The 26,807-nt window shown below is 69.1% G+C and carries 24 protein-coding genes; 14 read left to right on the top strand and 10 right to left on the bottom strand.

All coding sequences use genetic code 11. From position 1 onward, the window contains the following. Positions 1-24 precede the first annotated feature (24 nt). The 5 genes from mtrA (at position 25) to hpf (ending at position 5,649) form a co-directional block, all read left to right on the top strand. Positions 25-705 (top strand): MtrAB system response regulator MtrA, encoded by a 681-nt coding sequence (mtrA, locus tag ACWA14_RS05550; protein ID WP_463796570.1) that lies wholly within the window; start codon positions 25-27, stop codon positions 703-705. Between the two features lie 7 nt (positions 706-712). Continuing rightward, positions 713-2,392 carry an MtrAB system histidine kinase MtrB gene (gene mtrB, locus ACWA14_RS05555; protein ID WP_463796572.1) on the top strand — a complete coding sequence of 560 codons (1,680 nt, stop codon included), beginning with the start codon at positions 713-715 and terminating at the stop codon, positions 2,390-2,392. Then, positions 2,392-4,116: a GerMN domain-containing protein gene (locus tag ACWA14_RS05560; protein ID WP_463796574.1), complete on the top strand. Its 1,725-nt coding sequence runs from the start codon at positions 2,392-2,394 to the stop codon at positions 4,114-4,116. The genes mtrB and ACWA14_RS05560 overlap by 1 nt, the downstream gene beginning before the upstream one ends. Before the next feature lie 102 nt (positions 4,117-4,218). After that, a complete protein-coding gene (locus ACWA14_RS05565) occupies positions 4,219-4,851 on the top strand; it encodes a ComF family protein (RefSeq protein ID WP_463796576.1) in 633 nt (210 codons plus the stop codon). Between the two features lie 141 nt (positions 4,852-4,992). Beyond that, positions 4,993-5,649, top strand: a complete 657-nt coding sequence (gene hpf / locus ACWA14_RS05570) for a ribosome hibernation-promoting factor, HPF/YfiA family (protein ID WP_463796579.1) — start codon at positions 4,993-4,995, stop codon at positions 5,647-5,649. 64 nt (positions 5,650-5,713) lie between these two features. Here hpf and ACWA14_RS05575 read toward each other — a convergent pair whose 3' ends face one another. After that, positions 5,714-7,036 carry a coiled-coil domain-containing protein gene (locus ACWA14_RS05575; protein WP_463796580.1) on the bottom strand — a complete coding sequence of 441 codons (1,323 nt, stop codon included), beginning with the start codon at positions 7,034-7,036 and terminating at the stop codon, positions 5,714-5,716. A 74-nt stretch (positions 7,037-7,110) separates the two neighbouring features. Further along, the gene (locus ACWA14_RS05580; protein WP_463796582.1) at positions 7,111-7,710 is read right to left on the bottom strand and encodes a PadR family transcriptional regulator; all 600 of its coding nucleotides are present in this window, start codon (positions 7,708-7,710) and stop codon (positions 7,111-7,113) included. Between the two features lie 208 nt (positions 7,711-7,918). On the opposite strand from ACWA14_RS05580, the gene secA reads away from it, so the two are divergent. Together secA and ACWA14_RS05590 are read left to right on the top strand one after the other, a co-directional pair. Continuing rightward, the gene (gene secA, locus ACWA14_RS05585) at positions 7,919-10,726 is read left to right on the top strand and encodes a preprotein translocase subunit SecA (protein ID WP_463796583.1); all 2,808 of its coding nucleotides are present in this window, start codon (positions 7,919-7,921) and stop codon (positions 10,724-10,726) included. Between the two features lie 65 nt (positions 10,727-10,791). Next, positions 10,792-12,018 carry a pyridoxal phosphate-dependent aminotransferase gene (locus ACWA14_RS05590; RefSeq protein WP_463796584.1) on the top strand — a complete coding sequence of 409 codons (1,227 nt, stop codon included), beginning with the start codon at positions 10,792-10,794 and terminating at the stop codon, positions 12,016-12,018. On the opposite strand, the gene ACWA14_RS05595 is transcribed toward ACWA14_RS05590, so the two are convergent. Together ACWA14_RS05595 and ACWA14_RS05600 are read right to left on the bottom strand one after the other, a co-directional pair. After that, a complete protein-coding gene (locus ACWA14_RS05595; RefSeq protein ID WP_463796585.1) occupies positions 11,942-13,183 on the bottom strand; it encodes an AAA family ATPase in 1,242 nt (413 codons plus the stop codon). The two genes, ACWA14_RS05590 and ACWA14_RS05595, sit on opposite strands and share 77 nt — an antisense overlap. Then, positions 13,180-13,800, bottom strand: a complete 621-nt coding sequence (locus ACWA14_RS05600) for an SAF domain-containing protein (protein WP_463796586.1) — start codon at positions 13,798-13,800, stop codon at positions 13,180-13,182. Before ACWA14_RS05600 ends, ACWA14_RS05595 begins: the two co-directional genes overlap by 4 nt. A 97-nt stretch (positions 13,801-13,897) precedes the next feature. Between ACWA14_RS05600 and ACWA14_RS05605 the strand changes: the two genes are divergently transcribed. Beyond that, positions 13,898-14,173, top strand: a complete 276-nt coding sequence (locus ACWA14_RS05605; RefSeq protein WP_463796587.1) for a helix-turn-helix domain-containing protein — start codon at positions 13,898-13,900, stop codon at positions 14,171-14,173. Here ACWA14_RS05605 and ACWA14_RS05610 read toward each other — a convergent pair. Then, entirely contained in the window at positions 14,161-14,772 is a 612-nt protein-coding gene (locus ACWA14_RS05610) for a hypothetical protein (protein WP_463796589.1), read from the bottom strand. The two genes, ACWA14_RS05605 and ACWA14_RS05610, sit on opposite strands and share 13 nt — an antisense overlap. Before the next feature lie 128 nt (positions 14,773-14,900). On the opposite strand from ACWA14_RS05610, the gene ACWA14_RS05615 reads away from it, so the two are divergent. Both ACWA14_RS05615 and ACWA14_RS05620 read left to right on the top strand, forming a co-directional pair. Further along, positions 14,901-15,287 (top strand): Rv3235 family protein, encoded by a 387-nt coding sequence (locus tag ACWA14_RS05615; RefSeq protein ID WP_463796591.1) that lies wholly within the window; start codon positions 14,901-14,903, stop codon positions 15,285-15,287. A gap of 24 nt (positions 15,288-15,311) precedes the next feature. Beyond that, positions 15,312-16,796, top strand: a complete 1,485-nt coding sequence (locus ACWA14_RS05620) for a sensor histidine kinase (RefSeq protein ID WP_463796593.1) — start codon at positions 15,312-15,314, stop codon at positions 16,794-16,796. 99 nt (positions 16,797-16,895) lie between these two features. Here the strand turns inward: ACWA14_RS05620 and ACWA14_RS05625 are convergent, their stop codons facing one another. Continuing rightward, positions 16,896-17,144: a WhiB family transcriptional regulator gene (locus ACWA14_RS05625; RefSeq protein ID WP_028503730.1), complete on the bottom strand. Its 249-nt coding sequence runs from the start codon at positions 17,142-17,144 to the stop codon at positions 16,896-16,898. A 233-nt stretch (positions 17,145-17,377) separates the two neighbouring features. Here ACWA14_RS05625 and ACWA14_RS05630 point away from each other — a divergent pair, with 233 nt between their 5' ends. Next, the gene (locus tag ACWA14_RS05630; protein WP_463796596.1) at positions 17,378-17,782 is read left to right on the top strand and encodes a hypothetical protein; all 405 of its coding nucleotides are present in this window, start codon (positions 17,378-17,380) and stop codon (positions 17,780-17,782) included. Positions 17,783-17,814: 32 nt separating this feature from the next. Here ACWA14_RS05630 and bcp read toward each other — a convergent pair whose 3' ends face one another. The 3 genes from bcp to aroA are packed head-to-tail and all read right to left on the bottom strand — an operon-like array spanning position 17,815 to position 20,690. Continuing rightward, entirely contained in the window at positions 17,815-18,288 is a 474-nt protein-coding gene (gene bcp, locus ACWA14_RS05635; protein WP_463796597.1) for a thioredoxin-dependent thiol peroxidase, read from the bottom strand. Between the two features lie 9 nt (positions 18,289-18,297). Further along, positions 18,298-19,368: a ribosome small subunit-dependent GTPase A gene (gene rsgA / locus ACWA14_RS05640; protein WP_463796598.1), complete on the bottom strand. Its 1,071-nt coding sequence runs from the start codon at positions 19,366-19,368 to the stop codon at positions 18,298-18,300. Next, the gene (aroA, locus tag ACWA14_RS05645; protein WP_463796600.1) at positions 19,365-20,690 is read right to left on the bottom strand and encodes a 3-phosphoshikimate 1-carboxyvinyltransferase; all 1,326 of its coding nucleotides are present in this window, start codon (positions 20,688-20,690) and stop codon (positions 19,365-19,367) included. The genes rsgA and aroA overlap by 4 nt, the downstream gene beginning before the upstream one ends. A 49-nt stretch (positions 20,691-20,739) precedes the next feature. Between aroA and ACWA14_RS05650 the strand changes: the two genes are divergently transcribed. From ACWA14_RS05650 to ACWA14_RS05660, 3 genes are read left to right on the top strand one after another with little or no spacing between them, the layout of a single operon-like run. Next, positions 20,740-21,405 carry a sigma-70 family RNA polymerase sigma factor gene (locus ACWA14_RS05650; protein WP_463796603.1) on the top strand — a complete coding sequence of 222 codons (666 nt, stop codon included), beginning with the start codon at positions 20,740-20,742 and terminating at the stop codon, positions 21,403-21,405. Beyond that, the gene (locus ACWA14_RS05655) at positions 21,402-21,647 is read left to right on the top strand and encodes a zf-HC2 domain-containing protein (RefSeq protein WP_463796605.1); all 246 of its coding nucleotides are present in this window, start codon (positions 21,402-21,404) and stop codon (positions 21,645-21,647) included. Before ACWA14_RS05650 ends, ACWA14_RS05655 begins: the two co-directional genes overlap by 4 nt. Before the next feature lie 49 nt (positions 21,648-21,696). Next, a complete protein-coding gene (locus tag ACWA14_RS05660) occupies positions 21,697-22,998 on the top strand; it encodes a GNAT family N-acetyltransferase (protein ID WP_463796606.1) in 1,302 nt (433 codons plus the stop codon). 64 nt (positions 22,999-23,062) lie between these two features. Here ACWA14_RS05660 and ACWA14_RS05665 read toward each other — a convergent pair whose 3' ends face one another. Next, positions 23,063-26,758, bottom strand: a complete 3,696-nt coding sequence (locus ACWA14_RS05665) for a multifunctional oxoglutarate decarboxylase/oxoglutarate dehydrogenase thiamine pyrophosphate-binding subunit/dihydrolipoyllysine-residue succinyltransferase subunit (protein WP_463796608.1) — start codon at positions 26,756-26,758, stop codon at positions 23,063-23,065. Positions 26,759-26,807: the final 49 nt, after the last annotated feature.

Genomic DNA, 26,807 nt, shown 5'->3' on the forward strand with positions numbered 1-26,807 from the left:
ACTGAGTGCCATAAGGTAACAGTTATGACCTCACGCATCCTTGTGGTCGACGACGACACGGCGCTCGCCGAGATGATCGGCATCGTGCTGCGCACCGAAGGCTTCGAGCCGGTGTTCTGCGCCGATGGCGCACGGGCCGTCGATGAATGGCGCGCGCAGCGACCGGACCTCGTGCTGCTCGACCTCATGCTCCCGGGGATGGACGGCATCGAGATCTGCACGCGGATCCGAGCGGAGTCCGGCGTCCCGATCCTCATGCTCACGGCCCGCAGCGACACGGCCGACGTCGTTCGCGGACTCGAAGTCGGCGCCGATGACTACATGGTCAAGCCCTTCAACCCGAAGGAGCTCGTCGCGCGCATCCGCACGCGGCTGCGCCCCGCCCCGCAGAGCACGAGCGAGCAGCTGCGGGTCGGCGACCTCACGGTCGACGTCGACGCGCACGAGGTGCGACGCGGTACGACGCCCATCGCGCTCACCCCCCTGGAGTTCCAGCTGCTCGTGGCGCTCGCCTCCAAGCCGCAGCAGGTGTTCTCGCGCGAGATGCTCCTGGAGCAGGTGTGGGGCTACCACTACAAGGCCGACACCCGACTGGTGAACGTGCACGTGCAGCGTCTGCGCGCCAAGGTCGAGCTGGACCCGGACAACCCGAAGATCGTCATGACCGTGCGTGGCGTCGGCTACCGCGCCGGGAGTGTCGGATAGCCGCCCCATGGCCGTGACGGGAGCGACCACCACGGCGGTCGCGGTCCTGCGCGACTGGCGCGGCTGGCCGACGGTGCTCGGCGCTCTCTGGCGTCGATCCCTGAGGTTCCGCACCCTCACGATCACTCTGCTGGCGACATCGCTCGCGATCTTCGTCACGTGCGTGACGATGGCGCTGGTCATCCAGAACGACCTCTTCGTGTCGCGCAAGAACGTCGCTCTCGAAGACGCGAGACGCGCGATCGATCAGGCGCAGAGCACCCTGGACGTCGCGGAGATCGGTGATGATCCTGCCGCCCTGCAGGATCTGTGGACCAGCATCCAGGGTGATCTCGCTCGCAACTCGAGCGCGGATCAGCTCGCCGGGTTCCGCATCGATCTCGAGCCCAACTCCGTGCGACTGAGTGGCTTCACGAACGGCCTCAGCGGCAATCAGCTCAGCTCCGGGCTGCGCACCCGCGTGGTGGAGTTCGACGATCGTCAGGCCTGGCAGTCCGTCTCCCTCCCCATCGACGGAGGCCGCGAGGTCCCGGGTATCGTCGTGGGACAGCAGTTGTCGGTCCCGAGCGCCGGTCCGTTCGAGATCTACTTCGCCTACGAGCTCGGGGATGCCGATCAGACCCTGGTGTTCGTGCAGCGGACGCTGTGGATCGCCGGCATCTCGCTCGTGGCGATCCTGGCCGGCATCTCGTGGATCGTGCTGCGCGCCGTCGCGACTCCGATCGTGCAGGCGGCGGAGACGAGTGCGCGCCTGGCGGCCGGCGATCTGGGAGTGCGGCTCGAGGTGCACGGCGAGGACGAACTCGCCACGCTCGGGCGCTCCTTCAATGCGATGGCGGACAGCATCGAGGCGCAGATCAAGGAGCTCGGCGAGCTGTCGATGGTGCAGCAGCGCTTCGTCTCGGATGTGTCGCATGAGCTTCGGACGCCGTTGACCACGATCCGCCTCGCCGCCGAGATGCTCAACGACGTGCGTTCCGACTTCGATCCGACCACGGCGCGCACGGCGGAGTTGCTGCATGCACAGGTGCAGCGCTTCGACGTGCTGCTGTCCGACCTGCTCGAGATCAGCCGGTACGACGCCGGATCCGTGCAGCTGGAGCTCGAGGAGACCAGCCTCGCCCACGTCGCGGAGGACATCATCGAGCAGATGCGCCCCCTCGCGCTGAGTCACGGGACAGACCTGCGTCTCGAGGCTCCCGGCGGCTACTCGCCGGTGGAGATGGATCCGCGCCGGGTGCGCCGCGTGCTCCGCAACCTCATCGGCAACGCGATCGAGCACGGGGAGGGGAGACCCATCGTCGTGACGGTGGACAGCAACCAGAGCGCGGTCGCGGCCGGTGTCCGCGACTTCGGTCTCGGCATGGATCCCGCCGATGCGGAGCGCGTTTTCGACCGCTTCTGGCGAGCCGACCCCTCGCGGCAGCGGACCATCGGCGGCACGGGACTGGGGCTGTCCATCGCCCTCGGCGATGCCTCGCTCCACGGAGGCACGCTGGCGGTGTGGTCCGAACTCGGAGCGGGCACGAACTTCGTGCTCACGCTTCCGCGCCACGGAGTCCTCCCGGAAGGGGCGAGCCCGATCTCGCTCCAGCCCGAGGAGCCGTTGACCGACATCGGTGACGCCACGCAGCCCATCTCCCTGGTCGATCTTCCTCCGGAGCTCCGAGAGGAATGGGGGCTGTGATGAGAAAGCGGTCTGTCAGGCGTCTGCTGAGCGGTATCGCCCTGGTGGTCGTCGCCGCCGTGCTGACGGCGTGCACGGGTCTGCCGACGAGCGGAGACGTCAACGTCGGTCTCGAGCTCGGTGAGGCTCCGGACGACAACGACTTCCTGTTCATCGCCTCGGGACCGGCGCCGGGATCCAGCCCCCGCGAGATCGTGGAGGGGTTCATGGAGGCGGCCATCTCGCCCGCGGACAACTGGAGCACCGCGCGCAAGTTCCTCACCACCGAGCTGCAGGCGACGTGGCGACCGGGCGCCGGGGTGTCGATCGACGACGCCGTCGCCTCGCGGACGATCTCCTCCTCGATCCAGGAGGACGCGGTCGAGACCGCGGACACGGGCGATGTGCAGGTGCAGTTCGACCTCGTGGCCAGCGTCGACAGCTCGGGGGCCTACTCGGAGTCGCGGGGAGCCTCCAGCGTCCCGTTCAGCCTCGCACGCCAGGACGACGGCGAGTGGCGCATCTCGCAGGCGCCGGACGGCATCGTCATCGACAAGGCGCGGTTCGTGCAGGTCTTCGACGGGTACTCCTTGCTCTACTTCGACCGGAGCTGGACGGACCTCGTGCCCGACACCCGCTGGTTCCCTCGGCGGGTGAGCATCGCCACCACCGTCACCCAGGCGCTCGTGAGCGGCTCTCCCAGCTCCTGGCTCGAACCCGCCGTGCAGACCGCGTTCCCGGCCGACGTGCAGCTCGCCCAGGACGCGGTGCCGATCGACCGCCAGCAGGTCGCGGAGGTCGCTCTGACGGGAGCCGCCTCGCTCCTGGACCCGACCACGCTGGCCCGGATGCGCACGCAGCTGCAGCAGACGCTCGACCTGGCGGGCGTGCGTGTCTCACAGGTGCGTTTCACGGTCGACGGGCGCACGCTGGACGCCGGCGTCGTGTCGCTCCCGGACGCCCCGGCCGGGTCCGGCGCCGTGGTGCTCACGGACGACGCGTTCGGCACCATCGTCGGAGGCGAAGTCGTGCCGATCGAGGGGATCAGCGAGCAGATGCTGACGCTGCCGCAGGCCGTGCGCTCGGTGGATCTCGCGCGGGATTCGCAGAACGCGGCGGTGCAGCTGGCGGACGGTCACGTGTACCTGGTGGGCGACGGACGCATCGACGAGCTCGACGCGCGTCCCGGTCTCATCGAACCCTCGCTCGACCCGTACGGCTACACGTGGACCGTGCCGGCAGGCGCACCGTCGACGGTGCAGGCGTGGGGGAGCGACGTCGCCCCGCACGGGATCGAGAAAGCCTGGCCGGACGCCTCGGGGATCTCGGCGCTGCGCGTGTCGGCAGACGGTTCCCGGGTCGCCGCGGTCATCACCGTCGGCGGTCAGCGCTGGATCGTGGTGGCCGCTGTCGTCCGGGATGACAACGGCATGCCTCTCGAGCTCGGCACGGTCAAGCAGCTGACCCGCATCGACGGTGATGCCGCGGGTCTCGTGTGGCTCGCGCCCGATCGGGTGGGAGTGCTGGTCGACGCCCCCAGCCCGGTCCTCCTCACGCAACTCGTCGTCGGCCCCGGGTCGCTCGAAGCGCCGCCCGCGGATGCGGTGTCCCTGGCAGGGGGGCGCATCCCCTCCGGCGTGCGCGTCCTCGGGGGGGCGACGGGCGCACTCTACGCGCATGCGGGATCCGCGTGGCGAGAGGTGGCCACCGGTGTCCGCGTGCTGGCCACCCGCGTCGGGGAGTGACCGCGACCGCACTCGTCCTGCACAACGCCACCGCGAGCCCGGCTGCGCGCCGATCGCGTCCGACCGTGTCCTCCCCGTGCCGGAGAGCACGAAGATCGGCGGATGACCGCCTTCTCCTCGCCGTTGCTGTCCGAGCTCGGCGCCTTTCTTCTCTCCGCCACCTGCGCCGGCTGCGATCGCCCGGGGGAGCTGCTGTGCCGACCGTGTCGGTCGCAGCTCGCCCCGGAGCCCGTGGACGTGTGCACGCCGAACGGGCTCTCCGTGCGCGCGGCCCTGACGTTCGACGGCATCGCGGCGCGCTGCATCCGCCGCCTCAAGGGAGACGGGGAGACGCTGCTCGCGCGACCGCTCGGGGCCGCGCTCGCCGCCGTCCTCGGTCCCGCCCGCGGGGCGGGCGCCGTGGCGGTGCCGGTACCGACCGGGCGTTCCGCCTTCCGACGACGGGGATATCGCGTGCCCGAATTGCTCGTCCGCCGCGCAGGACTGCGCCCGCTGTCGGTGCTGGCCGTCCGGGGAGGGCGGGCGGATCAGCGCGGACTGGGGATGCGGGAGCGTGCCGAGAACGTGAACGGCGCCATGCGCGCTCGGCGGAGATCCGACGGAGAACGCGTGGTGCTCGTGGACGATGTCGTCACCACCGGGGCGACGATGGATGAAGCGGTGCGAGCACTTTCCTCCGCAGGCTTCGTGGTCCTGGGGGGCGCGGCGCTCGCCGCCACGCCGTCCCCGCGCTGATTCCCGGCCCGTTCATCGCGGACACATCGGCGACACGGAGCAAATGGACCGTGACTTCCGTTGGCAGGCGGACTACGGTTGGGGACCACAAGGCGACCACGGTCCGCCCTTGGCCGGGAGGACCGGGACAAGGAGGCAGCAATGGAAACAAGCATCGTTGGCGTCGGAGTGGGTATCACCGATCGCTTCCGCACCGTTGTCGAGGAGAAGATCGCCCGAGTGCAGACGTTCGCCTCGAAGGCGCAGCGTCTGGATGTGAAGGTCACTCATCGCGCATACCGCAACGGGCATGTCCCTGATGAGACCGTCGAGCTCACGCTCGTGAGTAAGGGTCCCGTGGTGCGAGCGGAGGCCACGGACGGGGACAAGTTCGTCGCACTGGACCTCGCGGTCGACAAGATGGCAGAGCAGCTGCGTCGCGCGAAGGAGAAGCGGGTCGACAACCGGCAGCACCCCCGCGGTGCGCACTTCGAGAAGGAGAGCGGCTCGCTCGAGGGAATCGATGTGCAGCCGGCATCCGCCGAGGTGCTGCACGCCGTCGCGACCGGAGCGGTCCCGGTGCAGAACGACGAGGAAGAGGTCTACTCTCCCGTCGTGATCCGCACCAAGAGCTTCGATCCGGAATGGATGACCGTGGAAGAGGCCGTCGACCGGATGGAACTCGTCGGTCATGACTTCTTCCTGTTTGTCGACGCGAGCACCGACCACCCGAGCGTCGTGTACCGGCGCAAGGGCTGGGATTACGGTGTGATCGCGCTCAGCACGCAGGCTCCGCCGGACCAGGCACTCGCCTCATAGCACGGAGACCGAGAAGGCCCGCCCCGAACGGGGCGGGCCTTCATCGTCTCCGGGCTGCGAGGTCTCAGTCGAACATCCCGTCCAGCAGGCTGCCGATCACGAGGCCACCCAGAAGGCCGGAGGCGATGTCGCTTCCGCCGCCTCGCCGTCCGCCGCCGCCCCAGCCGCCGCCACCGCCCCAGCCGTCGTTCTGGGGGCGCGAGGAATCGATGTCGCGCTGCGCGAGCTGCAGGGCTTCGGAGGCGAGCGAGGCGACACGACGGGCACCTGCGAGCGCGGCCTCGCGGGTCTCTTCGGCGGGCAGCATCTCGGAGAGATCGATGCGCAGGCGCTCCGCCTCGGCGAGGCGCGTGCGGGCATCCGCCCCGATCCACCCGCGGTGTCCGGCGATCAGGCCGCGGGCCACACCGAGCTGGCGGTCGGCATCGTCGATCGCGTGCTGCACCAGGGGGATCGACGGAAGCGGATTCTCGATTCGGTGTCGCGCGTGCGCGATGGCATCGTCGAGCGCGGTGTTCGCGGTCCGCAGCCGCGACAGCTCCGCGAAGGGGTCGTTGGGCGTGCCGGCGGGCGAGAGCGAGCTGAGGGCCGCCTGCAGCTCCTCGACCGCCGAGGTCACGGCAGGCACACGGGGCGCGGTGCGCGCCGCGATGAGGTCGCCGCGGGAGTCGGCGACCACTTCGGCCAGCGTCGATTCGGCACGCAGAGCCTCGATCTCGAAGTCCTCGACGGCGTCCAGCAGCGCGGCCGCACGCCGGGTGGCCTCGGTGGCCGTCTCGAGCGCGACGTTGGCCTCTTCGTTCTGCTTGGCGGCGCGTCGACGCTCCGACACCGAAGCGCCGTGCACGGCGAAGGCGATCAGCTGCTCCGCCTCGGATGCGCTCGCCGTGATCTGTGCCATGGCGGATTCCGCATAGCGACCGGAGAGCCGGGCGATCGCGGCGTTCGTCTGGGGGATCCGCGCGCTGAGCGCTTCGGCTTCCGCGCGGACCTGAGCGATGATCTCAGGGGCCCGACGAACCTTGGCGATCGAGGTCGCCAGCACATCGGTCTTCTCGTCCAGAAGATCCTGAGCCCAGTCGCAGAGCTGGATGATGCGGGCGTTGCGGGTGCGCAGCTCCTCGGCGGTGTCCGGGATCTCGTCGTGATTCAGCTGGTGCATCTGGAACGCCTCGCGGAGGTGCGTGCGCACGGCGGCCAGCGCCTTCCGGAGGTCGGACGTGAGAGATTCGCCGAGCTCGGCCTCGGCGAACGCGAGTTCGTCGGAGGTCGTGCGGATGCGCTCGTCGGCCGCGACGAGCGCCTGCTCCGCGCGGCGCGCGAGGTCGGCATCCTGTGCGGCGAGGGCTTCCTCGTCGCGCTTGCGTCTACCCCAGAAACCTGCCATGTGCTGATCCTACTTTCCGTGGACGATGCGGGAGCTGTGCATCCGCTCGCGGCGAACGCCGAGGCGACTGAGCGTCATGCGGCGGCGGACGCCTTCGCCGGGCGTCCCCGTTTGGGACGCTCCGTGGCGAGTTCGAGAGCCATCGCAGCGCGAGGGTGCGCCGTGAGGCGCTGCTCGACGTGGTCGAGCCAGCGGTCCTCGGCGTCGGCCGCGAAGCGCATCGAGTCGACGATCAGCGACCACGCCAGCGCCTCGGGGCCCTCGGTGTCCGCCCCTTCGTACCGAGCCTCGTCGAGCGATGCCTTCCGGTGGGCCGTCACCAGCCGCTGCGTCGCGATGACCGCGCTCACGTCGATCCCGGGAAGAGTCGCCGCGACGGCGAGCTTGATCGCGAGCTCGTCCCGGGTGGCCGTGCTCCGCGTCACAGGGGAGGAGAGCCACTCGGCGACCTCGGTCGATCCGGCCGGAGTGATGTGCCAGTACACGTGCCCGTGCGCGTCGGCGCCGCCCCGGGCGACCAGACCGTCGCGCTCGAGCCGTTCGAGGGTGTTGTAGATCTGCCCCACGTTGAGCGGCCAGCTCGATCCCGTGCGGCGGTCGAACTCATGGCGCAGCTGATAGCCGTAGCACGGCCCCTGATCGAGGATCGCGAGCAGACTCTGTCGCACGGACATCGGGACTCCATTCAGGCGGGAAAGCATTACCGAGTATATGGATACCGGGCAACACGGAAGGGCAGCGCCGCTCCGAGCGCGTCGCGGAGCCGACGACCGACCGTGCTCGCAGGCGACGTGGAGGTCACGGGCCGGTAACATGACAAAGAATGCCTGGCGAACGCCGCAACGGCGCAGGCTCATGACTACCGACAGGGAGAAGACATCCGTGGCCAATCCTCTTGAGAAGCTGCTGCGCGCGGGAGAAGGGCGAGTCATCCGCCGCCTGAACCAGGTGGTCAAGGCGGTCGGGGCGCTGGAAGACGACATCTCCCGACTCTCCGACGAGGAGCTCCGCAACGAGACCACGGAGCTGCGTGCCCGGTTCGAGAAGGGCGAGACCCTCGACCAGCTCATGCCCGAAGCGTTCGCCGCCGTCCGCGAGGCCGCGAAGCGTACGCTCGGCATGCGGGCGTACGACGTCCAGATCATGGGCGGGGCCGCTCTGCACCTCGGGAACATCGCCGAGATGAAGACGGGTGAGGGAAAGACCCTCGTCGCCACCTTCCCTGCCTATCTCAACGCGATCGCCGGCCAGGGCGTGCACATCATCACGGTCAACGACTTCCTCGCGAGCTATCAGGCCGAGCTGATGGGCCGCGTGTTCCGTGCGCTGGGCATGACGACGGGGATCATCGTCTCCGGACAGACCCCTGCCGTTCGGCGCGAGCAGTACGCCGCCGACATCACGTACGGCACCAACAACGAGTTCGGATTCGACTACCTGCGCGACAACATGGCGTGGCGCAAGGAAGACCTCGTCCAGCGCGAGCACTTCTTCGCCATCGTCGACGAGGTCGACTCGATCCTCATCGACGAGGCTCGCACCCCGCTGATCATCTCGGGTCCCTCTTCCGGGGAGGCGAACCGCTGGTTCGCCGAATTCGCGAAGATCGCGCGCACCCTCGAAGTGGGCGAGGACTACGAGGTCGACGAGAAGAAGCGCACGGTCGGTGTCCTCGAGCCCGGCATCGAGAAGGTCGAGGACTACCTCGGCATCGAGAACCTCTACGAGTCGGCCAACACCCCCCTCATCTCGTTCCTGAACAACTCGATCAAGGCCCTGGCCCTGTTCAAGAAGGACACCGACTACGTCGTGATGAACGACGAGGTCATGATCGTCGATGAGCACACGGGCCGCATCCTGGTCGGACGTCGCTACAACGAGGGCATCCACCAGGCGATCGAGGCGAAGGAGGGCGTCCCGGTCAAGGCCGAGAACCAGACCCTCGCGACCGTGACCCTGCAGAACTACTTCCGCCTCTACGACAAGCTCGCCGGCATGACCGGTACGGCCGAGACCGAGGCCGCGGAGTTCATGTCGACGTACAAGCTCGGCGTCATCCCGATCCCGACGAACCGTCCGATGGTGCGCAAGGACCAGTCCGACCTCGTCTACAAGAACGAGACGGCGAAGTTCGCGCAGGTGGTCGAGGACATCGCCGAGCGTCACGCGGCCGGGCAGCCGGTGCTCGTGGGAACCGTGAGCGTCGAGAAGAGCGAGTACCTGTCCCGCCTCCTGGCGAAGAAGGGCATCAAGCACGAGGTCCTCAACGCCAAGAACCACGCGCGCGAGGCCGAGATCGTCGCCCGCGCCGGTCGCCTGGGCGCCGTCACGGTCGCGACCAACATGGCCGGTCGAGGCACCGACATCATGCTCGGCGGCAACGCCGAGTTCCTCGCGGTGCAGGAGCTCAAGGGCAAGGGCCTCGACCCGGTCGAGACGCCCGAGGAGTACGAGGTCGCGTGGGACGAGACCTACGAGGCGATGAAGGACGTCGTCTCCGGGGAGGCCGAGAAGGTCATCGAGGCCGGTGGCCTCTACGTCCTCGGCACGGAGCGACACGAGTCGCGTCGCATCGACAACCAGCTGCGCGGTCGTTCGGGTCGCCAGGGCGACCCCGGTGAGAGCCGGTTCTACCTGAGCCTCACCGACGATCTGATGCGTCTGTTCCAGTCGGGGGCCGCGGAAGCGATCCTCGCGCGCACCAACTTCCCCGACGACGTGCCGATCGAATCGGGGCTGGTCTCACGGGCCATCCGCAGTGCGCAGTCGCAGGTCGAATCCCGCAACGCGGAGATGCGCAAGAACGTGCTGAAGTACGACGACGTCCTGAACCGTCAGCGCGAGGCCATCTACGCCGACCGTCGGCACATCCTCCACGGCGACGACATCGCCGGGCGCGTGCAGCACTTCATCGAGGACGCCATCACGGGCGTCGTCAACGACCACACCGGCGAGGGCCACAACGAGAGCTGGGACTTCGACGCGCTCTGGACCGAGCTCAAGACGCTGTACCCGGTGAGCGTGACGATCGATGAGGTCGTCGCCGAGGCCGGCGGACGCAAGGGCGGCATCACCGCCGACGGACTCACGCGCGAGCTGCTGTCCGACGCGAAGATCGCCTACGAGAAGCGCGAGGAGACGCTGGGCGAGGCAGCGACGCGGGAGCTCGAGCGACGTGTCGTGCTCCAGGTTCTCGACCGGCGCTGGCGGGACCACCTGTACGAGATGGACTACCTGAAGGACGGCATCGGTCTGCGGGCCATGGCGCAGCGCGATCCGCTGATCGAGTACCAGCGCGAGGGGTACGCGATGTTCCAGTCGATGATGGGGCAGATCAAGGAGGAATCGGTCGGCTACCTGTACAACCTCGAGGTCGAGGTCCGGCGCGCGGGAGAGACCGACGCCACCGAGGTCGAGGCCAAGGGGCTGTCCGACGGTGCCGGGGACCAGCATCTCGAGTACTCGGCCGCGAATGACGCCGGCGAGGTCGAGGTGCGCGACGACCGCGGTCAGGTGCAGCAGAAGGCCACGGATCGGCTGCGTCAGGCCGCCGCGGCGCGTGACGCCGTCGAGCCGGCAGAGGAGCAGGGCGCCCGCGGAGCGTTCGGGCAGCGGACGGAGGGCTCGTCATCGGCAGCCCCCGCCGGCAACCGCGAGCAGCGCCGGGCGCAGGGCAAGAAGAAGAAGTAATCCCACCGATCATGAGGGCCAGTCCACGCGGACTGGCCCTCATGTCGTCCCTGTAGGCTTGCTCGATGACCCCATCGCGCCATTTCGACCAGTCGTCGAAGCTCAAGAACGTCCTGTACGAGATCCGCGGAAACGCGCTCGTCGAGGCGGCGCGACTGGAGGCGGAGGGTCACAAGATCCTCAAGCTGAACACGGGCAACCCGGCGATCTTCGGCTTCGACGCCCCGCACCAGATCGTCCACGACATGCTGGCCGCCCTGCCGGACGCGCACGGCTACAGCGACAGCAAGGGCATCATCTCCGCCCGCCGCGCGGTCGTCAGCCGCTACGAGGAGATCCCCGGTTTTCCCCGGTTCGGACCGGACGACGTGTATCTCGGGAACGGCGTCTCCGAGCTCATCACCATGACGATGCAGGCGCTGCTCGACGAGGGCGACGAGGTGCTCATCCCCGCTCCGGATTACCCGCTGTGGACCGCGATGACCAGCCTCGCCGGTGGAACACCCGTGCACTACCTCTGCGATGAGGACGACGAGTGGCAGCCCGACCTGGAAGACATCCGCGCGAAGATCACGCCGCGCACCAAGGCGCTCGTCATCATCAACCCGAACAACCCCACCGGTGTCGTGTACTCGCGCGAGATCCTCGAGGGGCTGGTGCAGATCGCCCGCGAGCACGAGCTGCTGCTCCTCTCCGACGAGATCTACGACCGCATCCTCTTCGACGATGCGGTGCACATCCCGACCGCGACCCTGGCGCCGGACCTGCTCTGTCTGACCTTCAACGGCCTGTCGAAGACCTACCGGGTGGCCGGCTACCGATCGGGCTGGCTCGTCATCACCGGTCCGCAGTCCCACGCCAAGGGGTTCCTCGAGGGGATCACGCTCCTGGCCTCGACGCGTCTGTGCCCGAACGTGCCCTCCCAGCACGCCGTGCAGGCCGCACTCTCCGGCGTGCAGTCGATCGATGCGCTGATCGCCTCCAACGGACGTCTGCATGAGCAGCGCGATGTCGCGTGGGAGGGGCTCGAGCGCATCCCCGGGGTCTCCTGCGTCCGGCCGCAGGGCGCGTTGTACGCATTCCCGAAGCTCGATCCGAACGTGCACGAGATCCGTGACGACGGCAAGCTGGTCTATGACCTGCTCGTCTCCGAGCACATCCTTCTCGTGCAGGGGACGGGATTCAACTGGCCCACGCCCGACCACCTGCGCATCGTCACTCTTCCCGAGACGCGCGTCCTGAGCGAAGCCATCGAGCGCCTCGGGAACTTCCTCTCGAGCTATCGGCAGTAGTCGCGGTCGCGGGAGGTGTCAGGGAGCCCGCGAGATCGCGGATCGCCGCCACGAACGTCGAGCGGGGCGTCACGTCGGCCATGACACGGGCGTGCAGCAGGGCGGCGTCCGCAGCACGTTGATCGAACGGCAGGAAGGTCACCTCGGTGATCCCGGCGAACCTCTCGAGCGTGCGACGCACCTGCGTGCGCGCATCGATTCCGAGAGGTCCGGAGCGCACTCGGTTGACCACCACCGAGATCGGGGCGGAGCCGGAGAGACGACAGAGTTCGGCGTGATCGCGGACGAATCGGCTGATACCCAGCGGATCGGCCGACGCTACCGCGATGATGGCGTCCGCCTCACGCACGGCGGCCGTGGTGGCGGCGTGCCGTCGCGGGCCGGCCAGGTCGAACGTCGCCTCGTCGTCGGCATCGAAGGCATCGGATACGTCGACGACGGTCTCCTCGCGCCACTCCCGGCAGGCGCGCAGAGCAGACCCGAGCCGTGTCGCGGAGAGTTCCGGCCAGCGGCTCGGGCGGTTGATGCCGGGAAGCACGGCGATCTCGCCGCCACTGGTCGTGACCATCGATGAGAGGCGCGTGAGCTCCCCGGCGTCGAGGCCGCCGAGTTCGGCGCGTCGACAGGCAGCCGCGATTCCGGGAGCATCGTCGCCGAGCCCGAGCAGCAGCGCCGAGGAGGGAGCGACCGTGTCGGCGTCGACCAGAGCGGTGCGGCGACCGCGGCGCGCGAACTCGGCAGCCAACTGGATGGCGATCGTGGAGCGTCCTGGAGCACCGTGCGGTCCCCAGACGACCGTGAGGCGCGGCCCGGACGTCGAGGTGGCCGTGGGGCGGGGAGGATCCGCCGCGAGGACGGACGCCACCTGCCATCCCGTCGCGTCGGCCGGCAGGGAGGCGGCCAGGGGCAGCCGCCCCAGCGCACGGCTGTCGATCTCGCCCAGCGTGAGGACGCGCACTCCGGCACGATCGCAGGCTCCGAGCAGCTCCGTCGTCAGGGCGGAACGAGTCGCCGGAAGCAGGATCGCCTCGGCCTCGGGGAGCAGCGCGAGGAGCGATCGAGACGTGGGGCCGACCTTCGCGATCACCCGCACCCCTTCGAGCTCCAGTTCGGATGCCAGGGCGCTCGCTCGGGGGTCGGGAGTCGCGACGATGACGGCGGTCACGAGCCGGGCCCGACCGGAACCACCGACAGGACCGCGCCGCCCGTCACCGCATCGAGAACGCCGGCCACGTCCGCGCGGTCGATCACGAGCTCCACGGAGACGCCGGATTCCGCGAGCATGCCGTCCGCCTCGATCACGTCGCGCACGATCACATCGGCCACGAGGATCCGGGGCGAATCGAACGAGCGTCCGTCCTCGAGCGGCGGAGCGCTCCAGAGCTCGACCACGGTTCCCGCCGCCACATCGTGCGGTATCGGGGTGGAGCTCTCCACCACGATCGTCGTGGACCGGGAGGCGGAGGCCGGCCCCACGGCGGAGTCCGGGATGAGCTCGCCGGCGCGCAGCGTACGCGTCGCCACCTGGCCCTCCGTCACGTCACCGGGGGAGACGTAGTCCTCGGCGAGTGCTCCGAGACCCACCTCCGCGACGGTGAAGTCATCGGTCGTCACGACCTCGCCCTCCGTGATCGTCCTGGTGGTCTGGAGAACCGGGGTGATGTCGTCCGATGCGGCGATCAGGAACCAGACGCCGGTGATCGAGATGATCACCAGGGCGATGCCGATCAGGAAGCGCAGGTCTCCGCGGAACGCACGCCGGGGACGGGAGAGGAATCTCATGCCGATATCGTCACAGAGTCCGGCGCCCGGGCTCCGGAGTTATCCACAGGCGGATGCGGCAGTGGCGATGTGCATATCGGTGCGGGACAATGGGCGCATGCCCGAGTCTCGCCCGCCCGTTCCGCAGTATCTTGCGCCTGCGCAGGTGGCGGAGCTGCTCCAGCTCACCGTCGACGAGGTGATCGCGCTCGTCCAGGACGGGCGGCTGCGGGGAGCGCAACTGGGTTCCCCCGCGCGGTGGCGGATCGAGGAGAGCAGCATCGAGGGCTACCTGGCGGAGCAATCGGAGATGTCGCGCCGGATGGCACTCTGGCGGCAGTCGCAGACCGCCAGCTTTCCCGAGCTCTGGGGGACGTCGGCTCAGGGGCGGTGATCGCCGACAGTGCGCACGGCGACCAGGGCGGTGAACGGGATGAGGCGGAATCCGTGCACGAGACCTGCCAGGCGTGCTGTCCCGGCGTCGTGCACCGCGAGATCGAGGTGATCCGCCCCGGCACGATCGATCGTGCCGTGCACGTCGTCGCCGACGGTCATACTCAGGTGGACGGGCACACGGCGTCGGGCGAGATCGCGCAGCACGAAGCCGAACGTCATCCGGTCGCGCACGGTGCTCGCCGGCCGAGGGGCGTCCTCCAGGCTCGACAGCAACGCCCCATGGTCGGCGCGGATGCCCCGGATGGCGTGCAGCGGCACGATCCGCGTCGCTCCACCGGTGCGCACATCATCGCCCGGAGCGGACTCGATCGCGAGCCAGTCCGCGCCCAGGGCGCGGAGCGAGACGGGAAGCCTCCGACCGCTCGCGAGCTCGATCACGACGGACACTCGGGAGTCGCACAGGTGGCGGAGTCGGCCGCGTAACTCGAGGCGCGAGATCCGCAGTCGCTCCGACTCCGCGCTCAGCGCCGCGCGCTCGCTCTCCCACTCCGCAGCGAGCTGACCTTCGAGGTCTTCGAACAGACGATCCCAGTGCACGGGTCAGAGCGTAGGACAGTGCGGATCGCGACGTACGAGTTATCCACATTCCTTCGCTCGCACCGCTCGCGGCACGGGCGCGGCGTGCTCCACTGTCAGGCAGATCCCCCGACGGAGAGCACGAGATGATGACGCTTCACGAGTATTTCGCCCCCCAGCCGACGGCGACGGCGGCACTGCCCGATCCTGCACCCCTGCTGCGCAGCCTGACCCAGGGTGTGCTGGAGGTCATGGCCGGGGTGCGCGAAGTCGACCAACTCGCGCGGTGGTTCAGCGAGGACGCGTTCCGCACGCTGGTGAGTCGCGCGAACCTGTCGGCGCGGGCGCGCAGCGCACGGGGAGTGGCGCCGGCGCGGCCGGCCTTCTCGATCCTCTCGATCCGCGTCACCGAGCCGGCGGACGGCATCATCGAGGCCGTCGTCGTGGTGGCCGGTCCGGGCCGCACGCGCGCGGTCGCCATCCGCCTGGAGGGCCTCGATCGACGCTGGCGCGCCACCTCCCTGGCCGTGCTGTGAGGCAAGTCCCCGTAGGCTGGGGGAGTGTCGACGCTCAGTGATCTCGCCCAGGCCCAGGGACTCTTGACCGAGAGCGATGTCGAGTGGCTCCACCGACTCGCCGGCGACGGTCAGCTGCTGGCCGACCTCTCCTCCGCCGACATCGTCGTGTGGATCCAGGCGGATGACGCGTCGTTCATCGCGGTCGCCCACGCGCGTCCGAGCGGCGCGGCGACGCTCTTCTACCGCGACATCGTGGGTGAGCGTGTGCGGCCCCAGTGGCGCACCCAGGTGCAGGGCGCGTTCGACACGGCGGAGATCATCGATTCCTCCTCCCCTGACTGGTTCGAGGAGACCCCGACGCGCGTGCGCGCGGTGCCGATCGTCATCGAGCAGCGCGGCGGCTCACCGGCTCCCCGCGTCATCGGCGTCGTGACGCGACACACCAACCTCGGCGAGGCCCGCATCCCCTCGCGCCAGCAGATCACCTTCGACGAGTGTGCGAACGACCTGTTCCGCATGATCGCCGACGGCAGCTTCCCCGACCTCGCGGCTCCGACCTCCCCGCGCCGGGGCGCTCCCCGTGCGTCCGACGGTCTCATCCGCATCGACGTCGACGGCATCACGACGTTCGCGAGCCCGAACGCCCTGTCAGCCTTCAACCGCATGGGGTTCGACGACGAGCTCGAGGGGGAGTCCCTCGCAGAGGTCACCACGCGCCTCGTACCGCCGTCCCGACAGGTGGATGAGTCGCTGCCGGTCGTCGTGACGGGGCGCGCGCCCTGGCGGACGGACGTCGAGGCACGCGGAGTCACCGTCTCGCTGCGCGCCATCCCGCTGAAGGACCATGGGACGCGCATCGGTGCGATCCTGCTGTGCCGTGACGTCTCCGAGCTGCGCCATCAGGAGCAGGAGCTGATCACCAAGGACGCCACGATCCGCGAGATCCATCACCGGGTGAAGAACAACCTGCAGACCGTGGCATCGCTGCTGCGTATCCAGGCGCGACGGACGCACTCGGACGAGGCGCGCGATGCGCTCACGCAGGCGATGCGCCGGGTCGACTCGATCGCGGTCGTGCACGACACGCTCGCCCAGGGACTCACGCAGAAAGTGGACTTCGACGAGGTCTTCGATCGCGTCCTCAAGCTGGTCGCGGAAGTCGCTTCGGCACCGAACACGCGCGCGCAGACGCGATCGACCGGACGTTTCGGTGTGCTGCCCAGCGAGTACGCGACGCCGCTCGCCCTCGCCCTCACCGAAGTCGTCACCAACGCGGTCGAGCACGGTCTCGCCGGCCAGGAGGGGCTCGTCACGATCGACGCGACCCGCACGGAGGAGAACCTCCGGGTCACGGTGCACGACACCGGCAGCGGCTTGCCGGAGGGGCGCATCGGTCAGGGCTTGGGGACGCAGATCATCCGCACGCTCATCCAGGGCGAGCTCGGCGGCAGCATCGAGTGGCACGGCAGTGAGGGCACCGGCACCGAGGTGGTCATCGACATCCCGTTGCGGTGGTTGACCGCCTGAGGCGCGCGGAGCGGCACTCACAGGGCGCTCACACCACCCCGGAATGCGAGAAACCCGACGAGCCGGTGCGGCACGTCGGGTTTCGGCAGGGGAGAGTCGTCAGGAAGCGCGGCGTGCGCGGGCGGCGCGGCGCTTCAGAGCGCGGCGCTCGTCTTCGGACAGGCCGCCCCAGACTCCGGAGTCCTGGCTGGACTCGAGTGCGTACTGGAGGCAGATCTCGGTCACCGTGCAGGTGGCGCAGACAGTCTTCGCCTTCTCGATCTGGTCGACGGCCGGACCGGTGTTCCCGACAGGGAAGAACAGCTCGGGGTCGACAGTCAAGCAGGCGGCTTTGTCGCGCCAGTCCATGGGGGCTCCTCGGTGTGGATTTCAGAGAACGATCGCGACGCGAAGGCTCGGATTCGGGTAGTGGCTCGGGTTCCGCTACCCTGTTCAGATGCGGACGGAAGCCCGCGTTTTGTGATGCGGACGGAACGCCCGCCCCACGCCGCTGTGGGAGCACATGACGCTGTCCATTCTGTTACATGAAACCCGCGAAATCAAGGGTTTTCCTCCTTCTCACCCGATTCTCAGGAGACGTCGTGCGCGCACCCGGTCTTGCTCTGGGCGCTGCGGGCGTCCTCGCCCTGGAAGGCGCGGTGCTGCTGGTGTTCGCGGTGATCGAACTCGGCGGGCTCGGCGCCGGAGACGCCGCATCGCTGCCGACGGCGATCGCGCTGATCGTGCTCACCCTGATCGGCGCCGGGTGTCTGCTCGCCTTCGCTGCGGGGGCCCGTGTCGGACGGTCCTGGGCGCGCTCCGGCGGTGTCGTGTTCCAGGTGCTGGCCGTGGCCTTGGCCCTGGCCTCGCTCACCCTCCAGCCCGTGCCCTGGGCGTTCACGGCGGGCGTCGGTCTGCCGGGCCTGGTCGGCTTCATCCTGCTCATCGCGAGCGCGCGCCGGGAGAGCGCCCGTCCCGGCGACGGGGCGGCGGCTGACCTCGGCTGACCCCGGCCGGCCCCGGCGATCGCCGTCGGGGGTCAGGAGTCGATGCCGAGGAGCTTCCGCAGCCGTGCGACGTGTCCGGTCGCCTTCACGTTGTACTGGGCGAGGCTGATGACACCGTCGGCGTCGAGCACGAAGGTCGAGCGGATGACGCCCTCCACGACCTTGCCGTAGTTCATCTTCTCGCCCCAGGCGCCGTAGGCGCTGTGCACCGCATGGTCCGGGTCGCTCAGCAGGGTGAAGGTGAGTCCGTCGCGCTCGCGGAACTCGGCGAGCTTCGCCGGCTCGTCACGGGAGATGCCGATGACGCGGTACCCGGCGCCCTGCAGTGAGGAGATGTTGTCGCGGAAGTCGCAGGCCTGGGTCGTGCAGCCCGGCGTCATGGCGGCGGGGTAGAAGTACAGGATCGTCTTCTCTCCCCGCAGATCGACGAGCCGGACGGTCGAGCCGTCCTGGTCGAGCAGGGAGAAATCGGGGGCGGCGGTACCGGGTTCCAGGCGCTGAGTCACGCTGACAGCCTATCGGCCGGGGGCGTTCTCCGCCTTGTCCGCGAAGGTCTGCAGCAGTCTCTGGAGCGAGTCGAGACGTGCCCTGCCGGTCTCTCCGAGATCCCCCCGCTCGGCAGCCTCGATGAGGGCGCAGTCGGGGGCGTCGGCGAGATGCGTGCACCCCCGAGGGCAGTTCCTCGCGATGTCGGCGAGCTCGGTGAAGGCGGCGAGGATGTTGGCCGGGTCGACGTGTCCGAGCCCGAACGACCGCACGCCGGGGGTGTCGATCACCCATCCGGTGCCCTCCGCCGCGTCATAGCGCAGGGAGACCGTGGACGAGGAGGTGTGCCGGCCGCGACCGGTGACCTGGTTGACGTGGCCGGTGGCGCGCAGCGCCGTCGGGACGAGCTCGTTGACCAGCGTCGACTTGCCGACGCCGGAGTGCCCGACGAAGACGGTCGAGTGACCGATCAGAGCTGCGCCGATCTCGGCGGTCGGCATCTCGTCCATGGCGCTCGTGAAGACGCGCAGATCGAGACCCTCGAAGTGGGAGAGGAAATCGGTGGGATCGGCCAGATCGGTCTTCGTCACGACCAGGAGCGGACGGATGCCGGCGTCCAGTGCCGCGACGAGATAGCGGTCGACGAGGCGGGCGCGCGGCTCCGGGTCGGCGGCGGCGACGACCACGAGCATCTGATCCGCGTTCGCGACGATCACGCGCTCGACCTGGTCGGTGTCATCGGCGCTGCGGCGGAGGAGCGATGTCCGCTCCTCGATCCCGACGATGCGCCCGAGGGTGCCCTCGTCGCCGCTGACGTCGCCGACCACGCGGGCGAAGTCGCCGGTCACGATGGGATTGCGTCGGAGCTCGCGGGCCCGGGTGACGCTGACGGTGCGCTCGTCGTCGGTGCCCTCGTCGATCAGGACCGTGTAGCGTCCGCGATCGACGCCGAGGACTCGACCGATCACCGCATCGTCGTGCGCGGGGCGTCGCTTGGTCCGTGGCCGGTTCGCCTTCGGATTCGGTCGCGTGCGGATGCTGCTCTCGTCGTAGTCGTCGAACTCGCCGTCGAGGTCGTCCGTGCCGTCGAGCCAGCTCACGCTCCCGCGCCTCGCAGCATGCGCTCCCACAGCAGCGTGAACTCCGGGAGCGTCTTCGCGGTCGTCCCGATCTCGTCGATCTCGACATCGGGGACGCGGAGCCCGATGAGCGCACCGGTGGTGGCCATCCGGTGGTCGTGGTGCGCCGCCCAGGGGCCGCCGTGCAGCGGTCGGGGGATGATCCGCAGGCCGTCCGGAAGCTCTTCCGCCTCGCCGCCGAGAGCACGGATGTTGCCGACAAGCGCAGCGATGCGGTCGGTCTCATGGAGGCGGATGTGACCGATCCCGCGGATCGTCGTCGGCGTCTCCGCGAAAGCGGCGAGTCCGACGATCGTCGGGGTGAGCTCACTCGCGGGGGAGAGGTCGATGTCGAGTCCATGGATGTCGTGGCCGGACCGCACCGTGAGGGCGCCGCCGTGGCGGCTGGTGTGCGCACCCATCGCCTGCAGGATCTCGGGGAGCAGCGCGCCCGGTTGCGTGGAGTGCGCCGGCCATCCGGTGATGGTGACGGCGCCGCCGGTGACGAGCGCCGCGGCGAGGAAGGGGGCGGCATTGGAGAGATCCGGTTCGATCGCGATCTCCTTGGCACGGGGGACCCCGGCCTCCACGAGCCATTCGCCGACCGCCGGACGCTCGATGCGGATGCCGCGCCGGCTCAGAGCCTCGATCGTCATGTCGATGTGCGGCAGGCTCGGCAGGTGCTCGCCGGTGTGCACGAGGTGGAGCCCGACGTCGAAGCGCGGAGCGGCGAGGAGCAGCCCGGAGACGAACTGGCTGGATGCCGAGGCGTCGATCTCGACGCGCCCGCCGCGGATGCGTCCGTGCCCGCGGATCGTGAAGGGGAGCGCCCAGGTGCCCTCGTCGTCGATGTCGACGCCGAGATCGCGCAGCGCGCTGATCAGCGCGCCCATGGGGCGGTGCAGGGCGGTCTCATGCGCCGTCAGGTGCACGTCGTGCGCGGCGAGTCCGGCGAGCGGGGCGATGAAACGCATCACGGTGCCCGCCTGCCCGCAGTCGATCGTGGTGCCCCCGGCGAGCTTGGCCGGGGTCACGAGCAGGTCGGGACCGAACTCGCCGCCGGCGTCGACCTCCTCGATGCCGACGCCGAGGGCGCGGAGAGCGTCGACCATCCGGCGGGAGTCATCGGAGTGCAACGGAGCGAGCAGGCGACCGGGGCCGTCGGCGATCGCGGCGATGATGAGCTCGCGATTCGTCAACGACTTCGACCCGGGAATCGTCAGGGTCGCGTGCACGGCCTGAGCACTGGTGGGCGCGACGTAGGCGCCCTGGACCGGGGGAGGGGAATACCTGTCGACGCTCATCGGTTTCCACCTTAGTGAACGGCGGCGCACCCGCCGAGAAGGAGACGGCATGATCGCCACGCTGGAGCGTGAATCGGTGGACATCCGCGGCCTAGACTGGCCCGTGATGGATGACACCGTAACCGCAGCCACCGTCGGCGACCCTCGACGTGAATTCGAGGAGCAGGCGATCCCCTTCATGGATCAGCTCTACGCCGCCGCCATGCGCATGACGCGCAATCCCGCCGACGCCGCGGATCTCGTTCAGGAGACCTTCGTGAAGGCGTACGGGTCGTGGGCGACCTTCTCGCAGGGCACCAACCTCAAGGCGTGGTTGTACCGCATCCTGACCAACACGTACATCAACATCTACCGCAAGAAGCAGCGCGAGCCGTTCCAGGGCACGATCGACGAGCTCGAGGACTGGCAGCTCGGCGGTGCGGAGTCGACCACGGCATCGCACAGCCGTTCGGCGGAGGCCGAGGCGATCGACCGGATGCCGGCGTCCGTGGTCAAGGATGCGCTTCAGGCGGTTCCCGAGGACTTCCGGCTGGCGGTGTACCTCGCCGACGTGGAGGGCTTCGCCTATCAGGAGATCGCCGACATCATGAAGACGCCCATCGGCACCGTGATGAGTCGCCTGCACCGTGGCCGGCGACTCCTGCGGGAGCTGCTGGCAGATTACGCGGCGGAGCGGGGCATCGCCGCGGCAAAGGAATCGAGGAGCACGAAATGAGCGACTGCGGCTGCGACAAAGCCCGTCAGGACCTGGAGGAATACCTCCGCAACGAGGTCTGCAAGACCCAGCACACCGACATCCGCGAGCATCTCGAGAACTGCCCGTCCTGTCGGGACGAGGCGCTGGTTGCCACGACACTGACCGAGGTGGTCGCGCGCGCCTGCAAGGAGACCGCTCCGGAGGAGCTGCGCGATCAGGTGTTCGCGCGCCTGCGCGAGGTGCAGTCCGCGCAGCACTGATCGTGAAACGCCGTGCGGCGGTGTCCGCACGCGACCGTAGGCTGGTCTCATGACGATCATCGACTCCCGTGACGTACCCGTTGACCGGACCTCTCGCGAGCGCCTGCACGCCGGCGGACTCGACTATCGAGTCGTCGATCAGAACGACGAGACCCGTGCGGTCCCCTTCCAACGCGCCGTGCACCGAGGATTCCTCGGCGGCGAACCCACCGCCGAGACACTGGCGGACGAACGCAAGACGCTCGTCAACCGACGCACGGTGGGCGTGTTCGAGAACGGTGCGGCCGACGACGCCTCCCCGATCGGCACGATCGACGCCTGGGTCACGCCGATGACGATCCCGGGCGGCGCGATCGACATGTGGGCGATCAGCGGGGTCACGGTCGCCGGCACGCACCGACGTCGCGGCGTCGCCAGGGCGCTTCTCGAGGGCGAACTGCGGGCGGCGGCATCCGCGGGCGTGCCGATCGCCGGTCTCACCGTGTCGGAGGCGACGATCTACGGGCGCTACGGCTTCGGTTCGGCTCTTCCTGCGCTGCGCTACACGGTGGACACGCGGCGGGCTGGCTGGGCGGGTTTCGAGCCGAGCGGGCGGCTGGAGTATCGCGAGCGGGCAGACCTGGCGGCAGACCTCGCCGTCGTGCACGAGAGCGACCGGGGCTCGCGGGCCGGAAGGATTCCCGGATGGCCCGAACGGTGGGTGGGTTTCGCCGGTCTGTCACCCGCGGAGAACGACCGTGACAAGGTGCGCGGCGTCCGTTATCTCGACGAGTCGGGCGAGCTGCACGGCGTGCTCGTGTACTCGTTGGAAGACGCTGCCGGCACATTCCGATCCGTCCTCCGTGTGCGCGCCCTCGTGGCCGACACCGCCGACGCCCGTGCCGCGCTCTGGCGCTTCGCGGTCCAGCACGACCTCGTCGACGAGGTCACCGCCGATCTCCAGGCGCCCGACGATCCGCTGCCCTGGCTCGTCGCCGATCAGCGCGGCGTGAAGCAGGAGCTGCACGATCACGGGTGGCTGCGGATCCTCGATCTGCCTCGCGCCCTCGAAGCTCGGCAGTTCTCCGCGCCCCTCGATCTCGTCATCCGTATCGACGACCCCCTCGACTTCGCCTCGGGCGCCTGGCGCCTCCGTGTCGATGCCGAGGGGAGCGCCTCGGTCGAGAAGAGCGACGGCGCCGTGGTGGACGCGACCATGGGCATCGCGGCGCTGTCAGCGATCTACGCCGGCGGCGTGCGGGCCGAGACGCTGCGCGGGGCCGGGCGGATCACCGCGGACGCGGCGGTCGCGGATCTCCTCGATCGGGCGTTCGTCACGTTCCCAGCGCCGTCCCTCGACATCTGGTACTGAGACACCGCATCCACGAAGAAGGGGCGCACCGACACATGTCGGTGCGCCCCTTCTTCGTGAACGGTCAGCGGAGCGTGAGCGCCTCACGCAGCAGCGTGGCCTGTTCGACCGCGTGCACCTTGGACGACCCCGTCGCCGGGGACGCCGAAGCGGTCCGGCAGACGGGACGGAAAGCGCGATCGCCCGGGACATCCGCGAAGGCCAGCGCCAGGAACGGCCAGGCCCCCTGGTTCTCGGGCTCTTCCTGAACCCACACCAGCTCGGCGTTCGGGTACGAGTCGGTGATCGTCTTCAGCTCCTCGATCGGCGTCGGGTACAGCTGCTCCAGACGCACGAGTGCGACCTCGGGGTTCGGGTTCTTCTCGACCTCGGTGCGCAGATCCCAGTGCACCTTGCCGGAATGCACGAGCACGCGCTTGACAGCGGCGCGATCCAGGTTGCGGTCGTCGTCGATGACCGGCTGGAAGCGGCCCTCGGTGAACGCCGCGACCGGACTCGTGGCCCCGCGCAGGCGCAGCATGGCCTTCGGCGTGAAGACGATGAGCGGCTTGCGCGGACGGGCGTAGGCCTGGCGGCGGAGCAGGTGGAAGTACGACGCCGGGGTGGAGGGGCGCGACACGATCATGTTGTCCTGCGCGCACATCTGCAGGAACCGCTCGATGCGGGCGGAGGAGTGGTCCGGTCCCTGGCCCTCGTAGCCGTGCGGGAGCAGCAGCGTGACACTCGACTGCTGGCCCCACTTCTGCTCGGCCGCGGAGATGTACTCGTCGATGACCGACTGCGCGCCGTTCACGAAATCGCCGAACTGCGCCTCCCACAGCACCAGCGCCTCGGGAGCCTCGACGGAGTAGCCGTACTCGAAGCCGAGAGCGGCGTACTCGCTGAGCAGCGAGTCGTAGACGAAGAAGCGTCCCTGTGCATCGGACAGGTTCGACAGCGGCAGCCATTCCTGTCCGTTCGCGCGGTCGTGCAGGGAGGCATGCCGCTGCACGAACGTGCCGCGTCGTGCGTCCTGACCGGCGAGACGCACCGTGGTGCCCTCGACCAGGAGCGAGCCGAAGGCCAGCAGCTCGCCGAAGCCCCAGTCGATCGAGCCGTTGCGGCTCATGTCGAGACGCTTCTCGAGCAGCTGGTTGATCTTCGGGTGCACCGTGAAGCCCTCGGGCTTGTTGACGAACGCGTCGCCGATCAACCGGATGACCTCGCTCGGCACGCCGGTGATCTCGGGCGCCCCGACCTGATCCTCGAGCGGAGGCAGCTCCGCCACGACGGAGGTCGCGCCGGTCTCCGCCGCATGGGTCTCGGCGAAGGCGATCTCGAGGCGGTTCTGGAAGTCCGCCTTCGCCTCGTCGTACTCCTGCTCGGTGATGTCACCGCGACCGACGAGCGACTCCGTGTACAGGCGTCGCACCGAGCGCTTGGCCTGGATCAGGTCGGTCATCAGCGGCTGCGTCATCGAGGGGTCGTCGCCCTCGTTGTGGCCGCGGCGGCGGTAGCACACGAGGTCGATCACGACGTCGCGGTGGAAGCGCTCGCGGTACTCGAACGCCAGCTGCGCGACATGGATGACGGCCTCGGGGTCGTCGCCGTTCACGTGGAACACCGGCGCCTGGATGGTCTTGGCGACGTCGGTGGAGTAGATCGAGGTGCGTCCGTCGTTCGGGGTGGTCGTGAAGCCGACCTGGTTGTTGACGACGACGTGGATGGTTCCCCCGGTGCGGTAGCCGCGCAGCTGCGACATCTGCAGCGTCTCGACGACCACGCCCTGGCCCGCGAAGGCGGCGTCGCCGTGCACGAGGATCGGCAGCCAGGCGAACGTGCCGATCGGCTTGCGGTCCTGCTTCGCCCGGACGATGCCTTCCAGCACGCCGTCGACGGTCTCGAGGTGCGAGGGGTTCGCCGCGAGGTAGACCGGCAGCTCCGACTTGTCATCGGCGACGAACGTGCCCTCGGTGCCCAGGTGGTACTTGACGTCGCCCGAGCCCCGCTGATTGCCCGGGGTCTGCGTGCCCTCGAACTCACGGAACACCTGGCCGTAGGTCTTGCCGGCGATGTTGGTGAGCACGTTCAGGCGACCACGGTGGGCCATGCCGATCGCGGCACCGTCGAGTCCGGCGGTGGCGGCGCCCTGGAGGATCTCGTCGAGCAGCGGGATGAGAGATTCGCCGCCCTCGAGCGAGAAGCGCTTCTGCCCGACGAACTTCGTCTGCAGGAAGGTCTCGAAGGCCTCGGCCTCGTTGAGCTTGCGCAGCACGCGCAGCTGCTCGTCATGCCCGGGCTTCTGGTACTTGACCTCCACCTTCTCCTGGAACCAGCGGCGCTGCTCCGGGTCCTGGATGTGCATGTACTCGATGCCCAGCGTGCGGCAGTACGAGTCGCGCAGCACACCGAGGATGTCGCGCAGCTTGGCGACGCGTCGCCCGCCGAAGCCGCCGGTGACGAATTCGCGGTCGAGGTCCCAGAAGGTGAGGCCGTGGCTCTCGATCTCGAGGTCGGGGTGCGAGCGCTGCATGTACTCGAGCGGGTCGATGTCGGCCATCAGGTGACCGCGGACGCGGAACGAGTTGATGAGCTCCTGCACGCGGGACTGCTTGTCGACGCGCTCGGCGAGGTCGACCGCGATGTCGGGGTTCCACCGGATCGGCGCGTAGGGGATGCGCAGGGCCGCGAAGATGTCGTCGTAGAAGCCGCGCTGCCCGATGAGCAGCTCGTGCACCTTCTTGAGGAACTCGCCCGAGCCGGCGCCCTGGATGACGCGGTGGTCGTACGTGGAGGTGAGCGTGATCGTCTTGCCGATCGCGAGCTCGTTGAGCGTCTTCTCGCTCGCGCCCTGGAACTCCGCGGGGTACTCGAGGGCGCCGGCGCCGATGATGCAGCCCTGGCCCTTCATCAGACGCGGCACGGAGTGCACGGTGCCGATGCCGCCGGGGTTGGTCAGCGAGACCGTGGTGCCCTGGAAGTCGGCGGCGGTGAGCTTGTTGTTCCGGGCGCGGCTGACCAGGTCCTCGTAGGCGACGAGGTACTCGGAGAAGCTCAGGGTGTCGGCGCGCTTGATGCTGGGCACCATGAGGGCGCGGGTGCCGTCGGGCTTGGGCAGATCGATCGCGATGCCCAGGTTCACGTGGGCGGGGGAGACCACCGAGGGCTTGCCGTCGATCTCGGCGTAGAAGACGTTCTGGCTGCGGAACTCGTCGAGCGTCCGGATGAGGGCCCACCCGATGAGGTGGGTGAAGCTGACCTTGCCGCCGCGCGTGCGCGCCATGTGGTTGTTGATGACGATGCGGTTGTCGATCATCAGCTTCGCGGGCACCGTGCGCACGCTGGTCGCGGTCGGGACGGTGAGCGACTCGTCCATGTTCGCGGCGAGGGTCTTCGGCAGGCCGCGGAGCGGGGTGACCTTGTCTTCCTCGGCCGCGTCCTGGGCTTCCTTCGCGGCGACCTTCGGGGCCTGCGCGGGGATCGGAGCCGCCGCCGCGGGCTTCGCGGTGGTGCGGGCGACCGGCTGCGAACCGATCACGGGGATGGGGGCCGTGACGGGGTGGGCCGCCGACGCGGGTGCGTCGGCCGGTGCTCCCGCTGCGGGCGCCGGCGCTGCCGGGGCGGACACGGTGGTGTCGGCGTGGTACTTCTCCAGGACCGGCCACCATTCCTTGTCGACGGAATCGCGGTTCTCCTTGAACTGCTCGTAGAGCTCTTCGACGAGCCACGAATTGGCTCCGAACCCCCCGTCGCCCCCGACGCCGGTCACCTGGTTCGACACGCTTGATCGCCCTCTTTCATCGCTGAAGCTCACTGTGCTGATCAGGGGC

Source organism: Microbacterium sp. TW_SC_2 (assembly GCF_055361165.1).